We start from the raw sequence: 15256 nt of genomic DNA, 5'->3' as shown, positions 1-15256 counted from the left end.
CCTCAGAACTTGATGCACGCGAGCAGCGCGACGTTGCGGGGACGGGTTTCTGATGCGACCCGCGGCGCTCCCGACACCCCCGCCACGGTCCCATCCGTCGCATCGATCGTCGCCTGCCAGGCGGAGTTGACCCCGGGCGATGGGAAGGTGATTCCCGCTCCAGTCGTCCAAACCTGGTTGACGTTGTGCCGGTGCCCCTGGAACGCATCGTATTGCAAGGTCCCGATTGACCGTCCTGCATCTACGCCGCGCCCGCCATCCCAGCCCCGCACAAACTCGCCGCGTAGGTCGGGCAGATTGAAAGTCGTCGATCCGTCGCCGGCGCCGTAGGTGGTGCCGATAGCAGCGAACAGCGCGGCATAGGCGGCGCGGCTGACCGCCGAACCATTTGCCATCAGCCAGCCATTCGGGGGATTGGGCATGGCAAAATTGGCGACCACTCCAGGCGGCGCAGCACTCGTCACGGCATTTGTCACGGCACTCGCCATTTGCGTGACTGTCACGCCGTCGGTGATGCCGTACCCCGCAAGCGTGGTCGGCCGGCCGCTGGTGATTTTGCTCCAGTCATGCCCCGGCACGTCGCCCCCGTTCATCTGCCGGGCTGCGGTGACGCGGCCACGGTCATCAACGGTGACGATACCGTATGTCCCAGTTGCCACCCCGCTAGGGCCTGAGTCGGCAACAGCCATCCACGCTGTCCAGTTTCCGGCATTCACCCGCATGCGAACCATCCGAGACCCATCGGTGCCAAATGCGCTCTGGAAGGCCCAAGCTGATTGGCTGGTTCCCGTTGGCGGAATGTTGATCTGATTGGCGATTGTCAGCACAACGCCGAAGTCGCTCGGTGAGTTTTTCGTTTTCGCTTTGTCGTATGGCACGGTCCCGGACATGCTGATGCTGTTGAGATCGGCAGGCAGGTCAACGTTGATGCCTAGCGCGTATTGCAGGGCTGCAGCCAGCTGCGACTTTGTCGCGCCGTCGGTGATGCCGTACCCATCCAGGGTGTTCGGCCGGCTGGCAGTGTTACCCCACGCGATGGCGCGGATCGACTGTAGCAGCTGGTTGTTCTGGTCCGGCTTCAGCGCAAACCCAGCGCCTTCAACCACACTGGCCATCTCCTCCTGCCAGCTGTCGAACAGCTCATATCCCGGCGTCGTCGCCGGCTGCCCGGTTTGCGGATTGCCCGGGCCAAACCCGTGTTTGCCCGCGCCGAATTTGTCCCGCACCGGATTGCGGTTGTCGCCTACTCGTCTCATTGGTCTACCCCTCCATATGCAATCAAAACCGTGCTGACAGCCGGCGCTTCCCGCCGGATCACGCACTCGATCATCGTGTCGCCCCAGGTGCGCAGCGGCTCCTCCGCGCCTGACTCTGTTGTTGCCTCCACCACCCGCGTGCCGGCCGGCAGGTTCAGCGCCCAGGTGTGCCGCCAGCCAATGTCCTGCAGCGGCTCCTCGCAGCTCATTTCGCAGTGGTGGTAGCGATACCGGGTGATGGTGGCGCCGGGGTAGCCCAGCCGCGCCGCCAGCTGCAGGAAACGCGGCGCGCGCGCGCCGCCGGCGTCGGTGAGCTTTGCCACCACCGCCTGCTGGCGCGCCAACAGCGTCTGCTCGCCCACGGTGCAGGCGTCCGGCAGGCCCAGGCTGGCCTCCCATTCCGGCAGCAGCAGCTGGGCGCGGCGCGGGTCGGACTCCTGCAGCAGCAGTTGCGCGCGGGCGTCCGCGTCGGCCAGCTTGGCGGCCAGCGCCGCCAGCAGCGTGGCCAGCTCGCTGTCGTCCTCCGCCATCAGCGCCAGGCCGGGCGGCAGCAGCGCCGCCAGCTGCTGCTGGTAGTGGGCAGCGGTCACTGCCATGTGATGTTCCCGATCACCGCCAGCTCGCCCACGCCGCACACGATGTCCGTCGCCGGCGCCAGCAGCTGGTGGTCGTACTCGCCCGGCGCGCCGGAGATCTGTTCCGTGATGTGGCTGCGGGGAATGGTGACGGGGGTGATGGTGCCGCTGCGCACCGGCGCGCCCTCGCTGGCCAGTAATGCGGCGAGCGCGTCCGTCACCGCCTGGCGGATGGCCGGCGTGTCCGGCGTCAGCCGGATGCGGAAATCAATCGGCCGGCGGATGGGCGCCAGCGCGTAGATCTCGCTGAACGGCGTTCCTGTCTGCTCCAGATGATCCTGCACCGCCGCCACCTCGGCGGCGTCCGGGATCATGTCCGGGTCGCCGTCACGGACGAAATACACGCCGATCGACCCCGCGCCCAACAACTTGGGCGCCGCCCAGGCGCGGGTGACGCCCGGCACTTCTCGCGCCCACAGCTCCCAGTCCTGGGCCCGGCCCACCTGGCCGCTGTTATAGCGCGCCTCCATCACCCGGGCGCGCAGCTCGTCGATGCTCTCCAGATCCGCGCCGCCGGACAGCCCCGGAGCCAGCACCTCCAGCTCGCCGTTGATGCCCGGCACCGGGTTGACCAGCCGCAGCCGGGCGCCGGGCTCGGTATTGCCGGCCGCGCCGGGCTGGACGCAGATCAGCCGCACCGTAGCGGCGGCCGTGCCGGTATCCGGCAGGGTGACGCCATCCACCACGGCAAACAGCGCGCCATCGGCCCGCGCCAGCTGCTCGCCAGCGGGCAGCGGGGCCTTGTTGGCGCCGGTGGCGCGCGCGCTGCCGCTGGCGGCGGCCGGCGGCTTGCGTCCATCCGGCAGCCAGATAGCGGCGTGGACTGAAACCAGCGTGTCCTCGTCGCACTCCATGGGGTGGATCTGCCGGGCGATCCAATCCTGATGTCCATACAGGCCATGCACCGCGCCGGCCAGTCCGCGCGCCAGCGGAGTGAACAGGTTGCGCCGCAGCGGGTCGCTGGCTGTCTGCAGCGTCAGCTCCGCCTCCACGCGGCGGGCAATCTCGGCCAGGGTTTGGCGGGGAATCACGTGGTCACCTCCAGATCGATGGCGCTGCCGTCCAGGATGATGGTCAGCAGCAGGGTTTCGTCGCCGGCGGCGCGGGCGGACACGTCCAGGCTGCGCGCCACGCCGTCGTCCACCATCCACTGCAGCGCCTCCCGGGCGTAATGGGCGGCGTCGCGCAGCGTTTGCGGGGTGTTTTTGGCGCGCTGGGCCAGCAGCCACAGTCGGCTGCCCCAACGGTCATACGGCACGCCGGCCAGCACGTCGCCCCACCAGCCGCGGGGATCGGTCTGCCGATCGTCCGGCAGCGCGCGGGCATCGCAGAACAGCGACAGCACAATGGCGCTGTCGATCGGGTCGGCAAACAGCGCCAGCGGCAGCGGCGCGGACAGATCTACTACCAGGCGGCGGCTCATACCGGCAGGCCTGACATGTCGCCGCCCTTCAACACGCCGCCGTGGGCGTGGCTGTGCAGGGTGATGCCGTTGGAAGTGAAGCCGCCGCCGCTGTGGGTAAAGCCGCCGCTGAATGTGCCGGCGCCGGTGCCGTTGATGCCGGCCTTGTAGGTGAACAACCCGCCCACCGTCACCGCCTGGCTGAATGTGGTCAACGGCGTGGCCACATCCATGCCATCGCTCGCGTTGACGATGAATCGCCGGCACGTCAGCGTGGCGTTGCCCTGGTCGTCAAACAGGAACAGCACGCCGGCGGCGTTGTAAGTGGCGCTCTCGCCCGCCTTCAGGCCCTTGGGCCGGTGTTCCTCGTTGTCCACGGCCACCGCCACCAGGTGGTCGCGGCTGCCGCCCACCGCCACCATCACCGGCACGCTGCCGGCCGGCGGGTGGCTGGTGGTGCCGAAGTTCTGCGCGCGCTCCACCTCGTCGCGGGTTTCGCCGTCCAGCGCGGAGATCTGCAGCAGCTGCAGGCCACCGGCGTCGTTCACCAGGTTGACGATGCCCCGCGCCACCATCAGGCGCATTTTTTGCCAGGCGTTCATAAGCTCCCCCAGTCGTCATCGTCGGATTTTTTCTTCTTGCCGTGCTTGTCGCCCTTGCCGCTGGCCAGGCCGTGCTTGCTGGTGCCGTGAGAGCCCAGCTTGGCGGTGCGCACACCGGACAGCAGGTCAAACGCGCGCGGGTCGGCAATCTCCAGGTCGCACACCGTGCCGTCGTTTGGGTTCTTCAGGTAGGTGACGCTGACAATCAGCGCCTCGGCGCGGATGCGCAGCCGCGGGGCGTTCACCGTCACCCGCAGCCCGGGCGCCCACAGCGGCCCAGCGTCGCCGGCCTGCCGCCAGCTCTGCACCCGGATGGTGGCGCGGTTGGCGCGCCCGCGGCGCACCGTGCATTCCCATTGCGCGCGTTCGGCGGCGCTGGGGCCGTGGGTGTTGTCCTCGGCCAGCACGATCAGCGGCCGGTGGCGGTTGACGGCGCTGTCCTTGGCGCTGCCCTTCACCGCGTGCTGGGCGTGTCCTCGCGCCTGCCCCTTGACGATGTATTCGCTGTAGCGCTCGCGCCAGCTGAACCGGCCGTCCGCGCGCAGGATATTCTCGCCCTCGTTGAGCGCGGTCTGGGCGTGGTCGGTGCCGGGCAGGTCGATCACCAACCGGCCGCGGCCGTCGGTCCACATCATCAGCGCCTGCTGCCGCGCCGCCCGCTCCAGGCAGTCGAACACCGTTTCCCCCTCCTCGATGTTGAACGAGGGAATGGCCTGATTCGCAGCGCCGGCGCGCGCCCCCACCGCCACCTCCACGCCAAACGGCGCCAGCAGATCGCGGGCGATGCGGGCCATGCTGGCCCCCTTCCACTGGCCGGTTTTATGGATGGCGCTGCTATCCACCAGATCCGCCGTTTTGTCCCGGCCGGAGACGTGGAACCAGGTGTTGGACGCGTCATAGCCCGGGTTGCACTCGTCCACGTAACCGGTCACCACCGGCTCGCCGTCTATGGTCAACACCGCGCGCTGCCCGGGCACGATCGGCCGCGGCTCGTCCTGCCCTGGCCAGCGCTCCGTCACCTGCAACGAATACTGGCCGGCTAGCTGCTCAAGCCCGCGCTGGATCTCGATATCCGTCCAGCCGCCAAAAATCTGCCCGCCCACCCGCAGCTCGCACACGTCAGCCATGGCGCAGCACCTCCAGCCGCCCGGCCGGCACAAATCCGGGATGGCGCACGCCATTGCGCGCCACCAGATCCGCCGCCACCTCCACGCCGCCGGTGGCCTGGTAGGCCACCACCAGCGCCGGCAACGTGGCGTGGGTGGTGAGGATGTCCAGCTCCGCCACCGTCGGCGCCCGCGCTGCCAGGCTGCGCGCCACAGCCTTGCGCAGCGCCTGCATGGCCGGATACAGCGTGTCCGGCGCCGCCTGCAGCTCCACGTTCAGCGCGTCCAGGATCACCTCCCTCGCCTGCTGCAGCTCCGCCTTGCTTTCGAACTGCACGCGTGGAATGGAACGGGCGGCCTCGATCACCAGCACCCGGCGCACGAAGTCGGCAAGGGATGGCGGCATCAGCGGCAGCGTCTGCGCCTGGCCTGACTGCGCCGCGCCGCGGCTGCCGGCCGGCACGCCGCCGGAAGACGCCCCGCCGCCGGCGCGCTGCTGGCTGGCAATGCGCTGGGCGGCGGCCACCGCCCAGGCCGGGCGCGCGCTGTAGGTGGCCGCGCCGCCGGCAGGCCTGCCGCCTGAGCTGCTGCCACCCGGCGTGTCGGCGGGCCGCCGGCCGCGGTTTGGCTCCAGCGTCTGGTAAGGGTGCAGCACGTCGCCGCGCAGCAGCTTGCGCCAGCTGGAGAGCCCGGAAAACGGGTTGCGCAGCCGGCCGATCAGCGACTGAATGCGGCCCTGAATGCGCCCCACCAGCGCCAACGGCGCGTTGATGATGCGCTGCACAGCGTTGATCACCCCGTCCACGAATGCCAGCGCGGCGTCCAGCGGCGCCAGGAAACTCTCCAGCGTGGCGCACAGCTGCTCCACCACGGCGGCGGCCTCCTCCGCCAGGCCGACGATGTCGTCCAGCCAGTTGCGGGACAGCTCCTCACCGCTGGCGGCCAGGGCCTCGTCCGCAGCCTCGTCCAGCTGGGCGTCGGTATCGTCCGCGGCGTTCGGCTCCAGGTTCTGGCCAGCCTCAACAAACACCATTTCCACTTCGGTGACGCCGCCGATGAAATCCGGATCGCGCACCGTCGCCTTGCCCTGCAGCTGGCACAGCAGCCGGCCGTGGTATGGGTGGTCCAGCTCGCCCGGGCCAGGGGCCTCCAGGTCGTCCAGCAGCAGCTGCAGATCCTGGGCGGCCGTCGGGCCGATGAACAGCGCGGTGACGCGGTACACCCGCGCCGCGCGGCCCAGGTCTTCGCCATAGGGGATGTCCCGGTACGGGTATTCGTGCAGCACGTTGCGCCGGCCCACCTCCGCGCCGGCGCTCTTGAAATAGAACGGCCGGCCGCGCCAGCTGCCATAGATCGGGTCGGGCTTGGCCGCCATCAGTTGGCCCCCTGCATGGAGCGACCCACGTTCATGGTGGTGGTCGGGCCCAGCGGCTTGGTGCGGGTCTCCACCTGCAGCCCGGGCGGCGCGTGGATCACAACATCCACCGTGCCGCCGATCTTGGTTTGCTTCACCTGGTTCAGCAGCGCCTCGGTCACCTGCTGGTTCTGGCCGAACACCTGGGCCAGATTGTCGCCGCCGGCCGGCAGCTGCGGCGCCGGGGTCTTGAGGCCGGCGAACCAGGCCTCATTGCTCTTGCCCTGCCGCTGGTCCATCAGGTACTTGCGTACCCATTGCTCTTCTTCGTTGTCGAAGCTGCCCAGCTGGTACCACGGCTTGTAGCGATCGCGCGCGGCATCCACCAGGCCTTTCCCGTATCGCTTCTCCAGGTCCGTGCGCACCTGCGCGCCCTTGTGTAGCTCGTCTTTTTCTTCATTGGGCGTGTACAGCAGGGCAATCAGCGCTTGAATGCCGGCCATCCAGCCCGCAGCCTTTGCGCCGGCCAGCGGCTGAGCCTTCGCCACTGGCTTCACCCCCAGCTGCTCCATCAGGCCAGGCTTGCGGGCGATGGCCTGCTCCACCGCGGAGGCGCCCGCCCCTCCAGGAACCGGCACTGCGCCCTTCGGCCCCTTGCCGCCCGTGAAGAAAGACCACAGGCCGCCCGCCGCCATGCTGGAAGCCAACGCGCCAAAGCCGGCTGTCGCGCCCGTCAGCGCCGTGGTCAGCGTGGGATATTCGCGGGCATACGCCACCAGCTTGTCGGCCGTGTCGCCAAAGGCCTGGTTCAGCGGCGACAGCGCATCCTTGGCCGCCATGTCCTTCTCGTTCTTCAGCTGCTCCGCTTTGAAGTCCGGCGTGGCGGCGATCAGGTCGTAATTGGTTTGTCCGGTGCCGGCGGCCTTGGGCAGCTTGGCCTCGATGTCCTTCACGTACTGGCGATTGTTGATCAGCGCCAGCAGCGCCATCATCGCCTGCCGATCCTGCACCAGCTTGCCCACGATGGAGCCCTGCCGCAGGTTCTGCAGGCTCTCCCACACCGCGTCCTGGTCTTCGCCCTTGCCTTTGGCCTGCTGCATTCGCGCGGCGATCTTCTTGGACACCGGGTCTTTCTGCATCAGCTTGTCGATGATGGCGGCGAAGGCATCCACGCCGTCCATGCCCTTTTTCAAGCGCGCCTGCGCCAGCTCCTTGGGCAGATTGATGCCGATCTTCTTGGCGTCGTGAACCGTGTCCTGGCTGTTGATCTTCTGCAGCAGGTTCACCAGGTTATTGCCGGCTTCGTCCTTGGTGCCGGCGGTGATCACCGCCGCTTGGTTGAGCGCCAGCAGCTTGCCCAGGCCCGCCATGCCGGACAGGCCGATGGAACGCCCGGCCGCCATCTGCTGCGGCAGCCACTTGGACATGTCCTTGAGTTCGAAACCGCCTTCCTGGCCGGACAAGATCGCCATGTCCAGCGCCAGCGGCATCTGGTCTTCCTTGATGCCGAAGCTCTGCAGGGAGCGGATAACGATGTTGCCCAGTTCTTTGGAGTCCGCGCCGCTGGCCGTCGAGTACTTTTGCAGCGTGGGCAGCAGCTTCATCGCCGTGCCCTGGCTTACGGCGCCGGACGCCAGCAGGTTGTCCAGCGTCTCCGCCGCGCCGTCTATCGTGCCGCCGCCATCCCGCACCGCGGTGCGGATCGCCTTGTCCAGCTCGCCCATGCCCTTCTTGCGGCCGGCCAAATCTCGCTCCGCAAACGCCGTATTGGCCATGCCTGCCAGCCGGCGCTCATAGCTCATCGTCTCCTTCATCGGCCCGCTCAACGCGTATCCGCCGGCGGCCACGCCCACGGCCAATCCGCCCGCCTTGCGCAGCCGATCGGTGGTCTTTTCCAGCGTGGAAAGCTGGCGCCAGGCCTCACGGCTTTCGCGGCGCACCTTGGACAGGTCGCCCACCAGCCGGCCGAAGTAGCTGCCGCGGCCAAGCTGGGCCATGGCCTGGCCGGCCTGGCGCATGGCGCGGCCGATCGCGCCGCCCTGCAGCGTGGCCTCACGCCCCACCCCATGCAAAGAGCGATTCACGTTGGCCAAACTGCGGCCGATGGTGTCGCTGTTGCGGCCGGTGGTGGCCGCAGCCTGCGCCAGCGCCTTCTCGTAGCCGCTTGAGTCGGCGGCGATGCGGACTTTCAGTTCCAGGCTATCCATCGTCGTTCTCTTGAGTCAGCCGTGACAGGTAATGGCGGTAGCGCCATTCGGGGAGCGCCAGGATTTCGGATTCGGTCATGCTGGTGCGGGTGAGCAGCAGCAGCACGCCGTCCCAAAACCCGGCCCGGCGCTCCCCGCTTATTCCCCCGCTTTCTGCAGCGCGTTCAGCCCATCGGTCAGCAGGTTGAAATCCTCCGGCTCAAGGTCACGCAACATGCCCAGGCTGAACGGGCCGGTGAAGTCGTCGGCGCTCACGGCCACCTGGGCTATCAGCGCCGTGCGGAAGGCAAACAGGTTGCTAGCCGGCGTGTCCTGCTCTGCGTCGATCAGGTCGCCCAGCTTCGGCGCGCGCAGGGTCATGGACTTGTAGGTGTTCTGGCCGATCTTCAGGCCGTGCCTCAGGGGAATGGTTTTGGTGCTCATGCCAGCTCCGGGAAAGGAAAAGAACAGGCGCGGGTGCGCCATGCTGGCAGTGTGGGCGGTAGTGGATGGCGGGATAAGGGGTGGATTCAGACGCGGATATTCACAAGCCACATCTCGTTTCGTTTCTAAGAGGGCAGCACCATGGAGCTCCCTTTAAACTGCCGAGGAATCGAAATGAAAAAATTTATCCCCCTTGCCATTTTTATTCTTTTCCCCATCGCTTTTGCTCATGCAGATATAGCCCCCCCAGTATCCGGCTCTCCGGCTCAGACCGAGATGCATGACATATTAAACAAAGTCAAAAACCAATTTGGAAAAACAATACTTTCAAAATGCGCAAAAGAGGTCTCCTCGGCCCAGTGCCGGGTAAGAATAACCTCCACGGGCATTCATGGAAATCCCGGCCACATTAGCTTAGATCTTACCGGAGCAAAAGTCTCAACCCTAAAATGCCATATCAATGTAGATCAGAGCAACGAACCAACTGAAATTACCTGCGGCATACTGAATAGATATTTGACAGACCCTCTGGAGAACTAAGCAACAACAGTTAAAATAGTCAGCCTTTTCAAATACAGTATCTAAAAGGATAGAATTGATAAATTGAAGTGCCTTGGCAATAAGGCGGGGATGCAGGCCTGTAATTAAACTTTACAATGCATACCCCGCACACTCTTAGGCGCTCATCATGAAACTCCCCAGTTGGCTGCATCTCGATCTCAAAGACACGCTGTACACAATGACCATCATCGCCATGCCCATGATGCTGGTGGTGCTGGAAAGAATGCTCCTCTTCCCCCTGCTGACAGTGGCCAACCTGCGCAACATCCTGATCTTCGAGCTGTTCGTGTTCATGGTCCTGTTGATGGTCGTACTCCGCACCATCAGCGGCAGCCGGTCCAAGGTCCGCATCTTTGCGGCCGGCTTCAGCCTCATCATCATGGGCGTCACCGCAGGCACGCTCATCGCCGAGCAGCTGAACTTCCTCCGCTCTGTCTTCCACGTAGACGAAGGCGAGCTTTCCCTCATGGGCAACATGCTGCAGAACCTCTACCTGTGCACCTCCGCAGCCGTGGGCGGCGGGCTGGTCACCTACTACACCCAGCTGCCGGAGCCAGAACAGAGCTAGACATGAAAAAGCCCCGCGGATGCGGGGCTTTAAAACATACCATCTACGTCAGATTACTCCGGAATACACTGCTTTGCGCCCTTTGGCACATAGCACCCGGTTACCTGCGCATGATCAAAAACACCAACATCAAATGACAAGGCTGGGGAGTTCAACTTAAATTCGACAACTCTAAATACCAACTCCAGTCCAGTTTGATCCTTTGAATAGAAATAACTAGTATTCTTAAACAGCTGGCCAATTTTCATACTAACATTGCTATTCGAAATAATATAGCTCAAGTTATCTTGAATATAAGCGCCAATGGGGAAAGTGCTACCATCGGGCAACTTAATCACTTTGTCTCGCGGAATAATTTGAGCAATACCCGTTTGCCAGTTTTGACCCGCATCAAAATACAAACCATCCTTAACCTTGGACAGCCCATTACGGACGCCATTCAAAACTATACTGTTCGCTTTATTATCAATCCACTGCCCCAGAAATGGAACCCAGTTCAAAGGCACGCCAAGAAGGCTGGCATCACAAGAAGTACTAGAACTTGGCGTGGCTGAAAAACTTGCGTCACCACTTGGCTGGCCATTTGATGAGCCATATTGAGCAACCGCGGAAATATTATCCAGCCTAATATTTATATCACAATCAGCCTTTAAAACGCCCCACTTGCTTTTTGAATAGCGCGCTCCCGCTGCATAACTAACTCCAGACAACCCCATCAAAAGATATCCCGCTGGGTTCGGAGTAATTGTTATATTAGGATCACCCTCGATTCTCCCATAGCTAAATCCAGCACCTTGCTGATTGGCCAACTCAGCCAACTTTGCATTCAAACCATTCGCCAGTTCATTTTTAGCTTGAGTAAGCTGCTCCAGCTTTTGCATAGCCGCTTGATTTTTCATCAAATCATAGCTAATGCTCGTACCCTTAAAATTAACTGTAACTAATGTGCTACTTTTTCTTGCAGTACTCAGATACTCCGCATGTGCAAACTGCGCTAAAACTGACAGCATTAATACGGGAATTATTTTTTTCTTCATCACGGGCTCCTTGTAAATTTATTTGTCATATGCATTTAACATTAGAAGCAGCGGGATTGTCAAACTTATTGCCGTTGCGATTTCCAACCATATGAACTACAGGCGAAATCAAGACGCAATAGACATGAAAAAGCCCCGCATCTGCGGGGCTTAGCGCTTCCTATCCTCATTCCTTGATCGCGACGATCAGGGCGATCAACAGAACCAACGAGAGCGTTGGGTCCATGCCGTCCTCCTCACGGGGTTGAACACAGACCTAGCCTATCGTCACGACTCGAAAGCTTGCATACCGCCTTCAGGGCCACGCCGTCGGCAGCTAGCCCTCCCCCGGGTGGAAGCGCTTGCCGTACTCCTCCAGCTTTTGCTTGTTGGTCATCCGCTTCCAGGCGTTTTGCTTGCGCTGCACTTCCATGTCCAGCGCCAGGCCGTAGCGGCTTTTCAGCAGCTCGGCGGCGGCGAGGTTGCCTTTGCCGAACTCCTTCACCAGCATCTCCAGGAAGGAGTCGCGCGCCGGCAGCGGCGGGCTGATGCCGGGCTTGATGGCCATGCCGGTGGTCCAGTACTGCCACAGCGCCTCGTCGCACTCGTTCTGGTAGGCCACGATGCGGTCGCGGATCTCCGGCTTCACCTTGTTGGGGTGGATGGTCATCAGCCAGCCGGCCAGCTTGCGCAGCGGCATGCACAGCATGTTCTGCTCACCACCTCCCGAAGGTATGGAGATTATCTCCATACCCCAGCGGCCACCGTTCGCAGAAAGCTTGGCTTGCTGCCCTCTCCAATCGATTCCCATCCCTTCAACAATCGGCTTCATCGGCGTGTAGGGCTCGCTGTTGCGCTCCACCAGATAGAGCGTGGCGCCGCGGAACGGCACTGGGGCGAAGTTCAACTGTTGCATGGCGCAGCCCTCCTCTTTCCGGCTTTGACGCCGGCCGGCTTCGTCTCCTTGGGCTGGCCGAAGGCCGTAAGCGATTGCAGCAGCCGCTCGCGCGCGCACTCCACGCCGTAGATGGCTTCCAGCAGGTCGTGCAGGGTTTCCGGGGACAGCGCGAGGATGAGCGGGGTTTGCCGGGCCGGGAGGCGGAAAATCTCTCCGCGCAGCGTGTCGGGCAGTTGGTCGAGGTGGGTTTTTACGCGGCTGATATGCCTGAGGGCGCGACGCGCCTCACAGACGGGGTCGATCGTGGCCATGGCGGGCCTCCTAGTCGTATCTTTGAGTTCACCCCTTTTGAGAGGGTGGCCGGGTGCTCAAAACCGCGACTAGTCGGCGGGCATATTCCCCTTGCGGGTATTGTATTAGCCGCACACCCGGCCATAGGACGCGCATTGTCCCACAAATGGGCCAATGCAAAAACTATGGACGCAAAAAAACCGCTGTCTTTCGGGTGCGGTAACCGCTAGTCGTTTGTGGTGTTTTGAGCACCGGATATGACGATAGCCCGCACGGGCGGGCTATGTCAAATGGAACATGAAATCAATGCGCCTAGAGCACCTCTGCAATTTCCGAAAATATCCTAGCAGCCTGCTCCCTTTGAGCCGGCGTCAATCTGCCACAAGCAAGCTCCAAGTTGCTCTGGTCCGATTCATCAACCTTAGGTGATCCAGAAGCCATAATAATACCGCGCCACGCGCAAGCACGCGGTGGGTCGTAAGGTGCACTCCCTCGACCGTGCTGGTATTCATAAGCCAGATTCCGCTGCGCTTGATAATTTCCCTTCAGTGCTTTCTTCGTCAGGATGGTCACATCGGATGCACCAGCTGCCACACGCTTATCCTCAATCGCTTTCGCCTCCTCCGCAGACTCCAGCACGGCCATATCTGGTACAGCCATATAGTAGGCACCGCCAGCATTCGCATCCGTAGCCCCGCAAATTGAAGAGCACGCTTGCTTGCCGCTGACAATACCCGGCGCATCACCACCACCCATGCTGATCCAACAGTTATGACCAAACGAGCGTGACTGGATTAGCTCCGTATGCTTTGGCTGGTCTTTGACCTTGAAACTGAGTTCCGCTCCTTGATGCCAACCCAGTTCCCTGGGAGTAGCCACGGTATAAGAGGAAAGCTTGATGTTCTCGAAATCAGAAGCGAAAGCCTGAAATTGCGGACACGCTTGATGGAATGCCGCAAGCGCCTGCTCCCCCTTGGCACCTAGGGCTAAAAAAGTGGGGTCTTTCTGATACTGAACATGCGCCTCAGGCACCGCTTCACTACATCCGGCCAAGCCCACAATAACCAGGCCCAGCAGCACCGGCTTCATCATGGAGCGTGTCATTTTGAGCAGACCTTCTTGGATTTGCTGATGGAGCCGTCATTGCAGACGAACTTGCCGTTGGAACAGTGCGACACACCGCCCTTCTTTCCAGAGCACGGCTTGTTGCCGCGCTCGGCCAGGGCCGGCGCTGCCAGCAGGGAGAGGGACAGGAGAGCGAAGGCGAGCTTTTTCATATTGTGGTCCTCACGGAATGGGAGTGACATTGTCCCGAATAACGAAATCATCATCAAAGAGAAAAGCCTGCCACAAAGGACAGGCCTCACACTCAAGCCTCTTCATTTCCAATTATCGGCTTCTTCTTTCTTTCTTCCTGCTTAGATTCAACTTTCTCTTTATTTGCACTTGGAATTATATCTTTTACTGACTCAACCAATTTAGGCAAACCCTTTACAAATTCTTTTGCCACATCCATCTCTAATAGCTCATGAAAAGGGCTACCATATACTCGCTTGCCAACATATCGAAGAGGGTGTTCATCCAGTTTTGAGAGCACCGCATTAAATAGCTTATCTTGATGTGACCACCCTAACTTCTCGGCCTCCTTCACATACCCTTCATATGCAATTGAAACTGCTGCCTTGTAAGAATAATCTTCCGCAAGTCTAAATCTCTCATTAATTTGTTTAGTTGACAACCAAGCAACCCACACAGGGCCAGCCATTGATAGAAGCGCCAAAGCCACATTGAAAATAAAGTAAATTTGATTTTCACTCTTAGCAACGGTGGAAAGATGATCTATCTGAAAATATCCTATCAAAGCACCTGCCAGCAATGCAGAAATCAATCCAGCTATCCACCAACGTATAGTAACTTTTAAATCATGAGCCCTATGAGTGAATGAACCCGCAAGAGCTGAATTTGTCGATTCCCTCAATGCTTCATAACACTTATCTAAAATCTCATCAATCATGCCTGTGCTATTAGTCGCAGTCTCTGAGGCTTGCTCTATTTCCTTTACAAACCCTTTTATTTTAAGTGTTTCCTTTTCTGCCTCTTGTGCACGCTGAGTTGCCAACCCCACAGCCAAGTTCACCTGCTGCCTATTAAGATCCAAATGCAACATCTCATCACTAGCATTCTTTATCCTTGCCAGCTTATCTCGTATGCCCTCATACCCATCCAATGCTTCTGTCAACTCATCAATACTATACAATTCAGACTCATCCGACACCACGGCAAACATCTTTGGATATTTATTTAACAAGTACTCCTTACACGCCAAATAACTTTCAAATATTGAACTGACATATGGCCCACCCGCACCAAGCACACCCCCCCACATATATTCAGCATTATTTTCAACTACTGCTGCCAGCGAACCCGCGAGCCTTTCAAAAACTTTTGTATCAATCTCGGATAATGAAAATTGGTATATATGAATCTTATTAGCCAAATCATCAAATAAGCTTGCCAATTGATCTCTACTTATAGCCGGAGCCCCAGTCATCTCCATTGATAAAACTGTATCCTCCGCGTGAGAAAGCCTAATTACATTCGCTGAATTTTTTAACGCATGTACTAACGAATCAACAGCATCTATCCCGTCCATTTTCCCGCCCAAAAGTAAACAAAATGCATATTATATGCCAAAAGAAAACCCCAGCCACAAGGCCGGGGTTTGGGTCGGTTGCCACACCGAAGCACTACAAGAGGAGAACGCCATGAAGCACAGGCCCGCGCCGGGCGGTGCAAACAAGAGTGGATCAGGCCAACTCGGCCGGGTTGCCGGCCGCGGTGACGGCCACGTTGTCGCTCTGCGGCGAAGTCGCAGGGGCCGGTGGCATTTTTGGTCTACTCGCGGATCGCGCTGCCCATCTTGAGACAAAACGAGCA

17 protein-coding genes are annotated in these 15256 nt (G+C 61.0%); 2 read left to right on the top strand and 15 right to left on the bottom strand.

What is annotated here, in order from left to right:
• Positions 1-2: 2 nt before the first annotated feature.
• The 9 genes from BKX93_RS23335 to BKX93_RS01990 form a co-directional block, all read right to left on the bottom strand.
• The gene (locus BKX93_RS23335; RefSeq protein WP_244887225.1) at positions 3-1256 is read right to left on the bottom strand and encodes a tail fiber protein; all 1254 of its coding nucleotides are present in this window, start codon (positions 1254-1256) and stop codon (positions 3-5) included.
• On the bottom strand, positions 1253-1852 hold the full coding sequence (locus tag BKX93_RS02025; RefSeq protein WP_070978470.1) for a YmfQ family protein: 600 nt from the start codon (positions 1850-1852) through the stop codon (positions 1253-1255). The genes BKX93_RS23335 and BKX93_RS02025 overlap by 4 nt, the downstream gene beginning before the upstream one ends.
• A complete protein-coding gene (locus BKX93_RS02020) occupies positions 1843-2922 on the bottom strand; it encodes a baseplate J/gp47 family protein (protein WP_083340397.1) in 1080 nt (359 codons plus the stop codon). Before BKX93_RS02020 ends, BKX93_RS02025 begins: the two co-directional genes overlap by 10 nt.
• Positions 2919-3314, bottom strand: a complete 396-nt coding sequence (locus BKX93_RS02015; RefSeq protein WP_083340396.1) for a phage GP46 family protein — start codon at positions 3312-3314, stop codon at positions 2919-2921. The genes BKX93_RS02020 and BKX93_RS02015 overlap by 4 nt, the downstream gene beginning before the upstream one ends.
• Entirely contained in the window at positions 3311-3895 is a 585-nt protein-coding gene (locus tag BKX93_RS02010) for a phage baseplate assembly protein V (protein WP_070978469.1), read from the bottom strand. Before BKX93_RS02010 ends, BKX93_RS02015 begins: the two co-directional genes overlap by 4 nt.
• A complete protein-coding gene (locus BKX93_RS02005) occupies positions 3892-5022 on the bottom strand; it encodes a phage baseplate assembly protein (protein ID WP_070978467.1) in 1131 nt (376 codons plus the stop codon). The genes BKX93_RS02010 and BKX93_RS02005 overlap by 4 nt, the downstream gene beginning before the upstream one ends.
• Positions 5015-6376 carry a DNA circularization protein gene (locus BKX93_RS02000; RefSeq protein WP_070978465.1) on the bottom strand — a complete coding sequence of 454 codons (1362 nt, stop codon included), beginning with the start codon at positions 6374-6376 and terminating at the stop codon, positions 5015-5017. Before BKX93_RS02000 ends, BKX93_RS02005 begins: the two co-directional genes overlap by 8 nt.
• Entirely contained in the window at positions 6376-8562 is a 2187-nt protein-coding gene (locus BKX93_RS01995) for a phage tail tape measure protein (RefSeq protein ID WP_070978463.1), read from the bottom strand. The genes BKX93_RS02000 and BKX93_RS01995 overlap by 1 nt, the downstream gene beginning before the upstream one ends.
• Positions 8563-8700: 138 nt before the next feature.
• Positions 8701-8985 carry a phage tail assembly protein gene (locus BKX93_RS01990; protein WP_070978462.1) on the bottom strand — a complete coding sequence of 95 codons (285 nt, stop codon included), beginning with the start codon at positions 8983-8985 and terminating at the stop codon, positions 8701-8703.
• Positions 8986-9159: 174 nt separating this feature from the next.
• On the opposite strand from BKX93_RS01990, the gene BKX93_RS24420 reads away from it, so the two are divergent.
• Together BKX93_RS24420 and BKX93_RS01985 are read left to right on the top strand one after the other, a co-directional pair.
• The gene (locus BKX93_RS24420) at positions 9160-9525 is read left to right on the top strand and encodes a hypothetical protein (protein ID WP_145929225.1); all 366 of its coding nucleotides are present in this window, start codon (positions 9160-9162) and stop codon (positions 9523-9525) included.
• A 148-nt stretch (positions 9526-9673) separates the two neighbouring features.
• Entirely contained in the window at positions 9674-10114 is a 441-nt protein-coding gene (locus BKX93_RS01985) for a hypothetical protein (protein ID WP_070978460.1), read from the top strand.
• A 53-nt stretch (positions 10115-10167) separates the two neighbouring features.
• Here BKX93_RS01985 and BKX93_RS24415 read toward each other — a convergent pair whose 3' ends face one another.
• The 6 genes from BKX93_RS24415 to BKX93_RS24405 form a co-directional block, all read right to left on the bottom strand.
• The gene (locus tag BKX93_RS24415) at positions 10168-11151 is read right to left on the bottom strand and encodes a hypothetical protein (protein WP_145929224.1); all 984 of its coding nucleotides are present in this window, start codon (positions 11149-11151) and stop codon (positions 10168-10170) included.
• Between the two features lie 316 nt (positions 11152-11467).
• On the bottom strand, positions 11468-12046 hold the full coding sequence (locus tag BKX93_RS23330; RefSeq protein ID WP_083340393.1) for a phage antirepressor N-terminal domain-containing protein: 579 nt from the start codon (positions 12044-12046) through the stop codon (positions 11468-11470).
• Entirely contained in the window at positions 12034-12339 is a 306-nt protein-coding gene (locus tag BKX93_RS24410) for a hypothetical protein (protein ID WP_070978458.1), read from the bottom strand. Before BKX93_RS24410 ends, BKX93_RS23330 begins: the two co-directional genes overlap by 13 nt.
• A gap of 292 nt (positions 12340-12631) precedes the next feature.
• Positions 12632-13411, bottom strand: a complete 780-nt coding sequence (locus BKX93_RS23320) for a hypothetical protein (protein ID WP_145929223.1) — start codon at positions 13409-13411, stop codon at positions 12632-12634.
• 8 nt (positions 13412-13419) lie between these two features.
• Entirely contained in the window at positions 13420-13596 is a 177-nt protein-coding gene (locus BKX93_RS25015) for a YdcA family protein (RefSeq protein ID WP_186009481.1), read from the bottom strand.
• A gap of 92 nt (positions 13597-13688) precedes the next feature.
• Positions 13689-14972: a hypothetical protein gene (locus BKX93_RS24405; protein ID WP_145929222.1), complete on the bottom strand. Its 1284-nt coding sequence runs from the start codon at positions 14970-14972 to the stop codon at positions 13689-13691.
• Positions 14973-15256 lie beyond the last annotated feature (284 nt).

The organism is Chromobacterium vaccinii (genome assembly GCF_001855275.1).
Taxonomy (GTDB): domain Bacteria; phylum Pseudomonadota; class Gammaproteobacteria; order Burkholderiales; family Chromobacteriaceae; genus Chromobacterium; species Chromobacterium vaccinii.
This window is presented reverse-complemented; position numbering and strand designations above follow the sequence as displayed.

Excerpts from the sequence above, each read along its gene's own strand:
- BKX93_RS23335 (WP_244887225.1), bottom strand. The coding sequence starts at position 1,256 with ATGAGACGAGTAGGCGACAACCGCAATCCGGTGCGGGACAAATTCGGC.
- BKX93_RS02025 (WP_070978470.1), bottom strand. The coding sequence starts at position 1,852 with ATGGCAGTGACCGCTGCCCACTACCAGCAGCAGCTGGCGGCGCTGCTG.
- BKX93_RS02015 (WP_083340396.1), bottom strand. The coding sequence starts at position 3,314 with ATGAGCCGCCGCCTGGTAGTAGATCTGTCCGCGCCGCTGCCGCTGGCG.
- BKX93_RS02010 (WP_070978469.1), bottom strand. The coding sequence starts at position 3,895 with ATGAACGCCTGGCAAAAAATGCGCCTGATGGTGGCGCGGGGCATCGTC.
- BKX93_RS02005 (WP_070978467.1), bottom strand. The coding sequence starts at position 5,022 with ATGGCTGACGTGTGCGAGCTGCGGGTGGGCGGGCAGATTTTTGGCGGC.
- BKX93_RS02000 (WP_070978465.1), bottom strand. The coding sequence starts at position 6,376 with ATGGCGGCCAAGCCCGACCCGATCTATGGCAGCTGGCGCGGCCGGCCG.
- BKX93_RS01995 (WP_070978463.1), bottom strand. The coding sequence starts at position 8,562 with ATGGATAGCCTGGAACTGAAAGTCCGCATCGCCGCCGACTCAAGCGGC.
- BKX93_RS01990 (WP_070978462.1), bottom strand. The coding sequence starts at position 8,985 with ATGAGCACCAAAACCATTCCCCTGAGGCACGGCCTGAAGATCGGCCAG.
- BKX93_RS24420 (WP_145929225.1), top strand. The coding sequence starts at position 9,160 with ATGAAAAAATTTATCCCCCTTGCCATTTTTATTCTTTTCCCCATCGCT.
- BKX93_RS01985 (WP_070978460.1), top strand. The coding sequence starts at position 9,674 with ATGAAACTCCCCAGTTGGCTGCATCTCGATCTCAAAGACACGCTGTAC.
- BKX93_RS24415 (WP_145929224.1), bottom strand. The coding sequence starts at position 11,151 with ATGAAGAAAAAAATAATTCCCGTATTAATGCTGTCAGTTTTAGCGCAG.
- BKX93_RS23330 (WP_083340393.1), bottom strand. The coding sequence starts at position 12,046 with ATGCAACAGTTGAACTTCGCCCCAGTGCCGTTCCGCGGCGCCACGCTC.
- BKX93_RS24410 (WP_070978458.1), bottom strand. The coding sequence starts at position 12,339 with ATGGCCACGATCGACCCCGTCTGTGAGGCGCGTCGCGCCCTCAGGCAT.
- BKX93_RS23320 (WP_145929223.1), bottom strand. The coding sequence starts at position 13,411 with ATGATGAAGCCGGTGCTGCTGGGCCTGGTTATTGTGGGCTTGGCCGGA.
- BKX93_RS25015 (WP_186009481.1), bottom strand. The coding sequence starts at position 13,596 with ATGAAAAAGCTCGCCTTCGCTCTCCTGTCCCTCTCCCTGCTGGCAGCG.
- BKX93_RS24405 (WP_145929222.1), bottom strand. The coding sequence starts at position 14,972 with ATGGACGGGATAGATGCTGTTGATTCGTTAGTACATGCGTTAAAAAAT.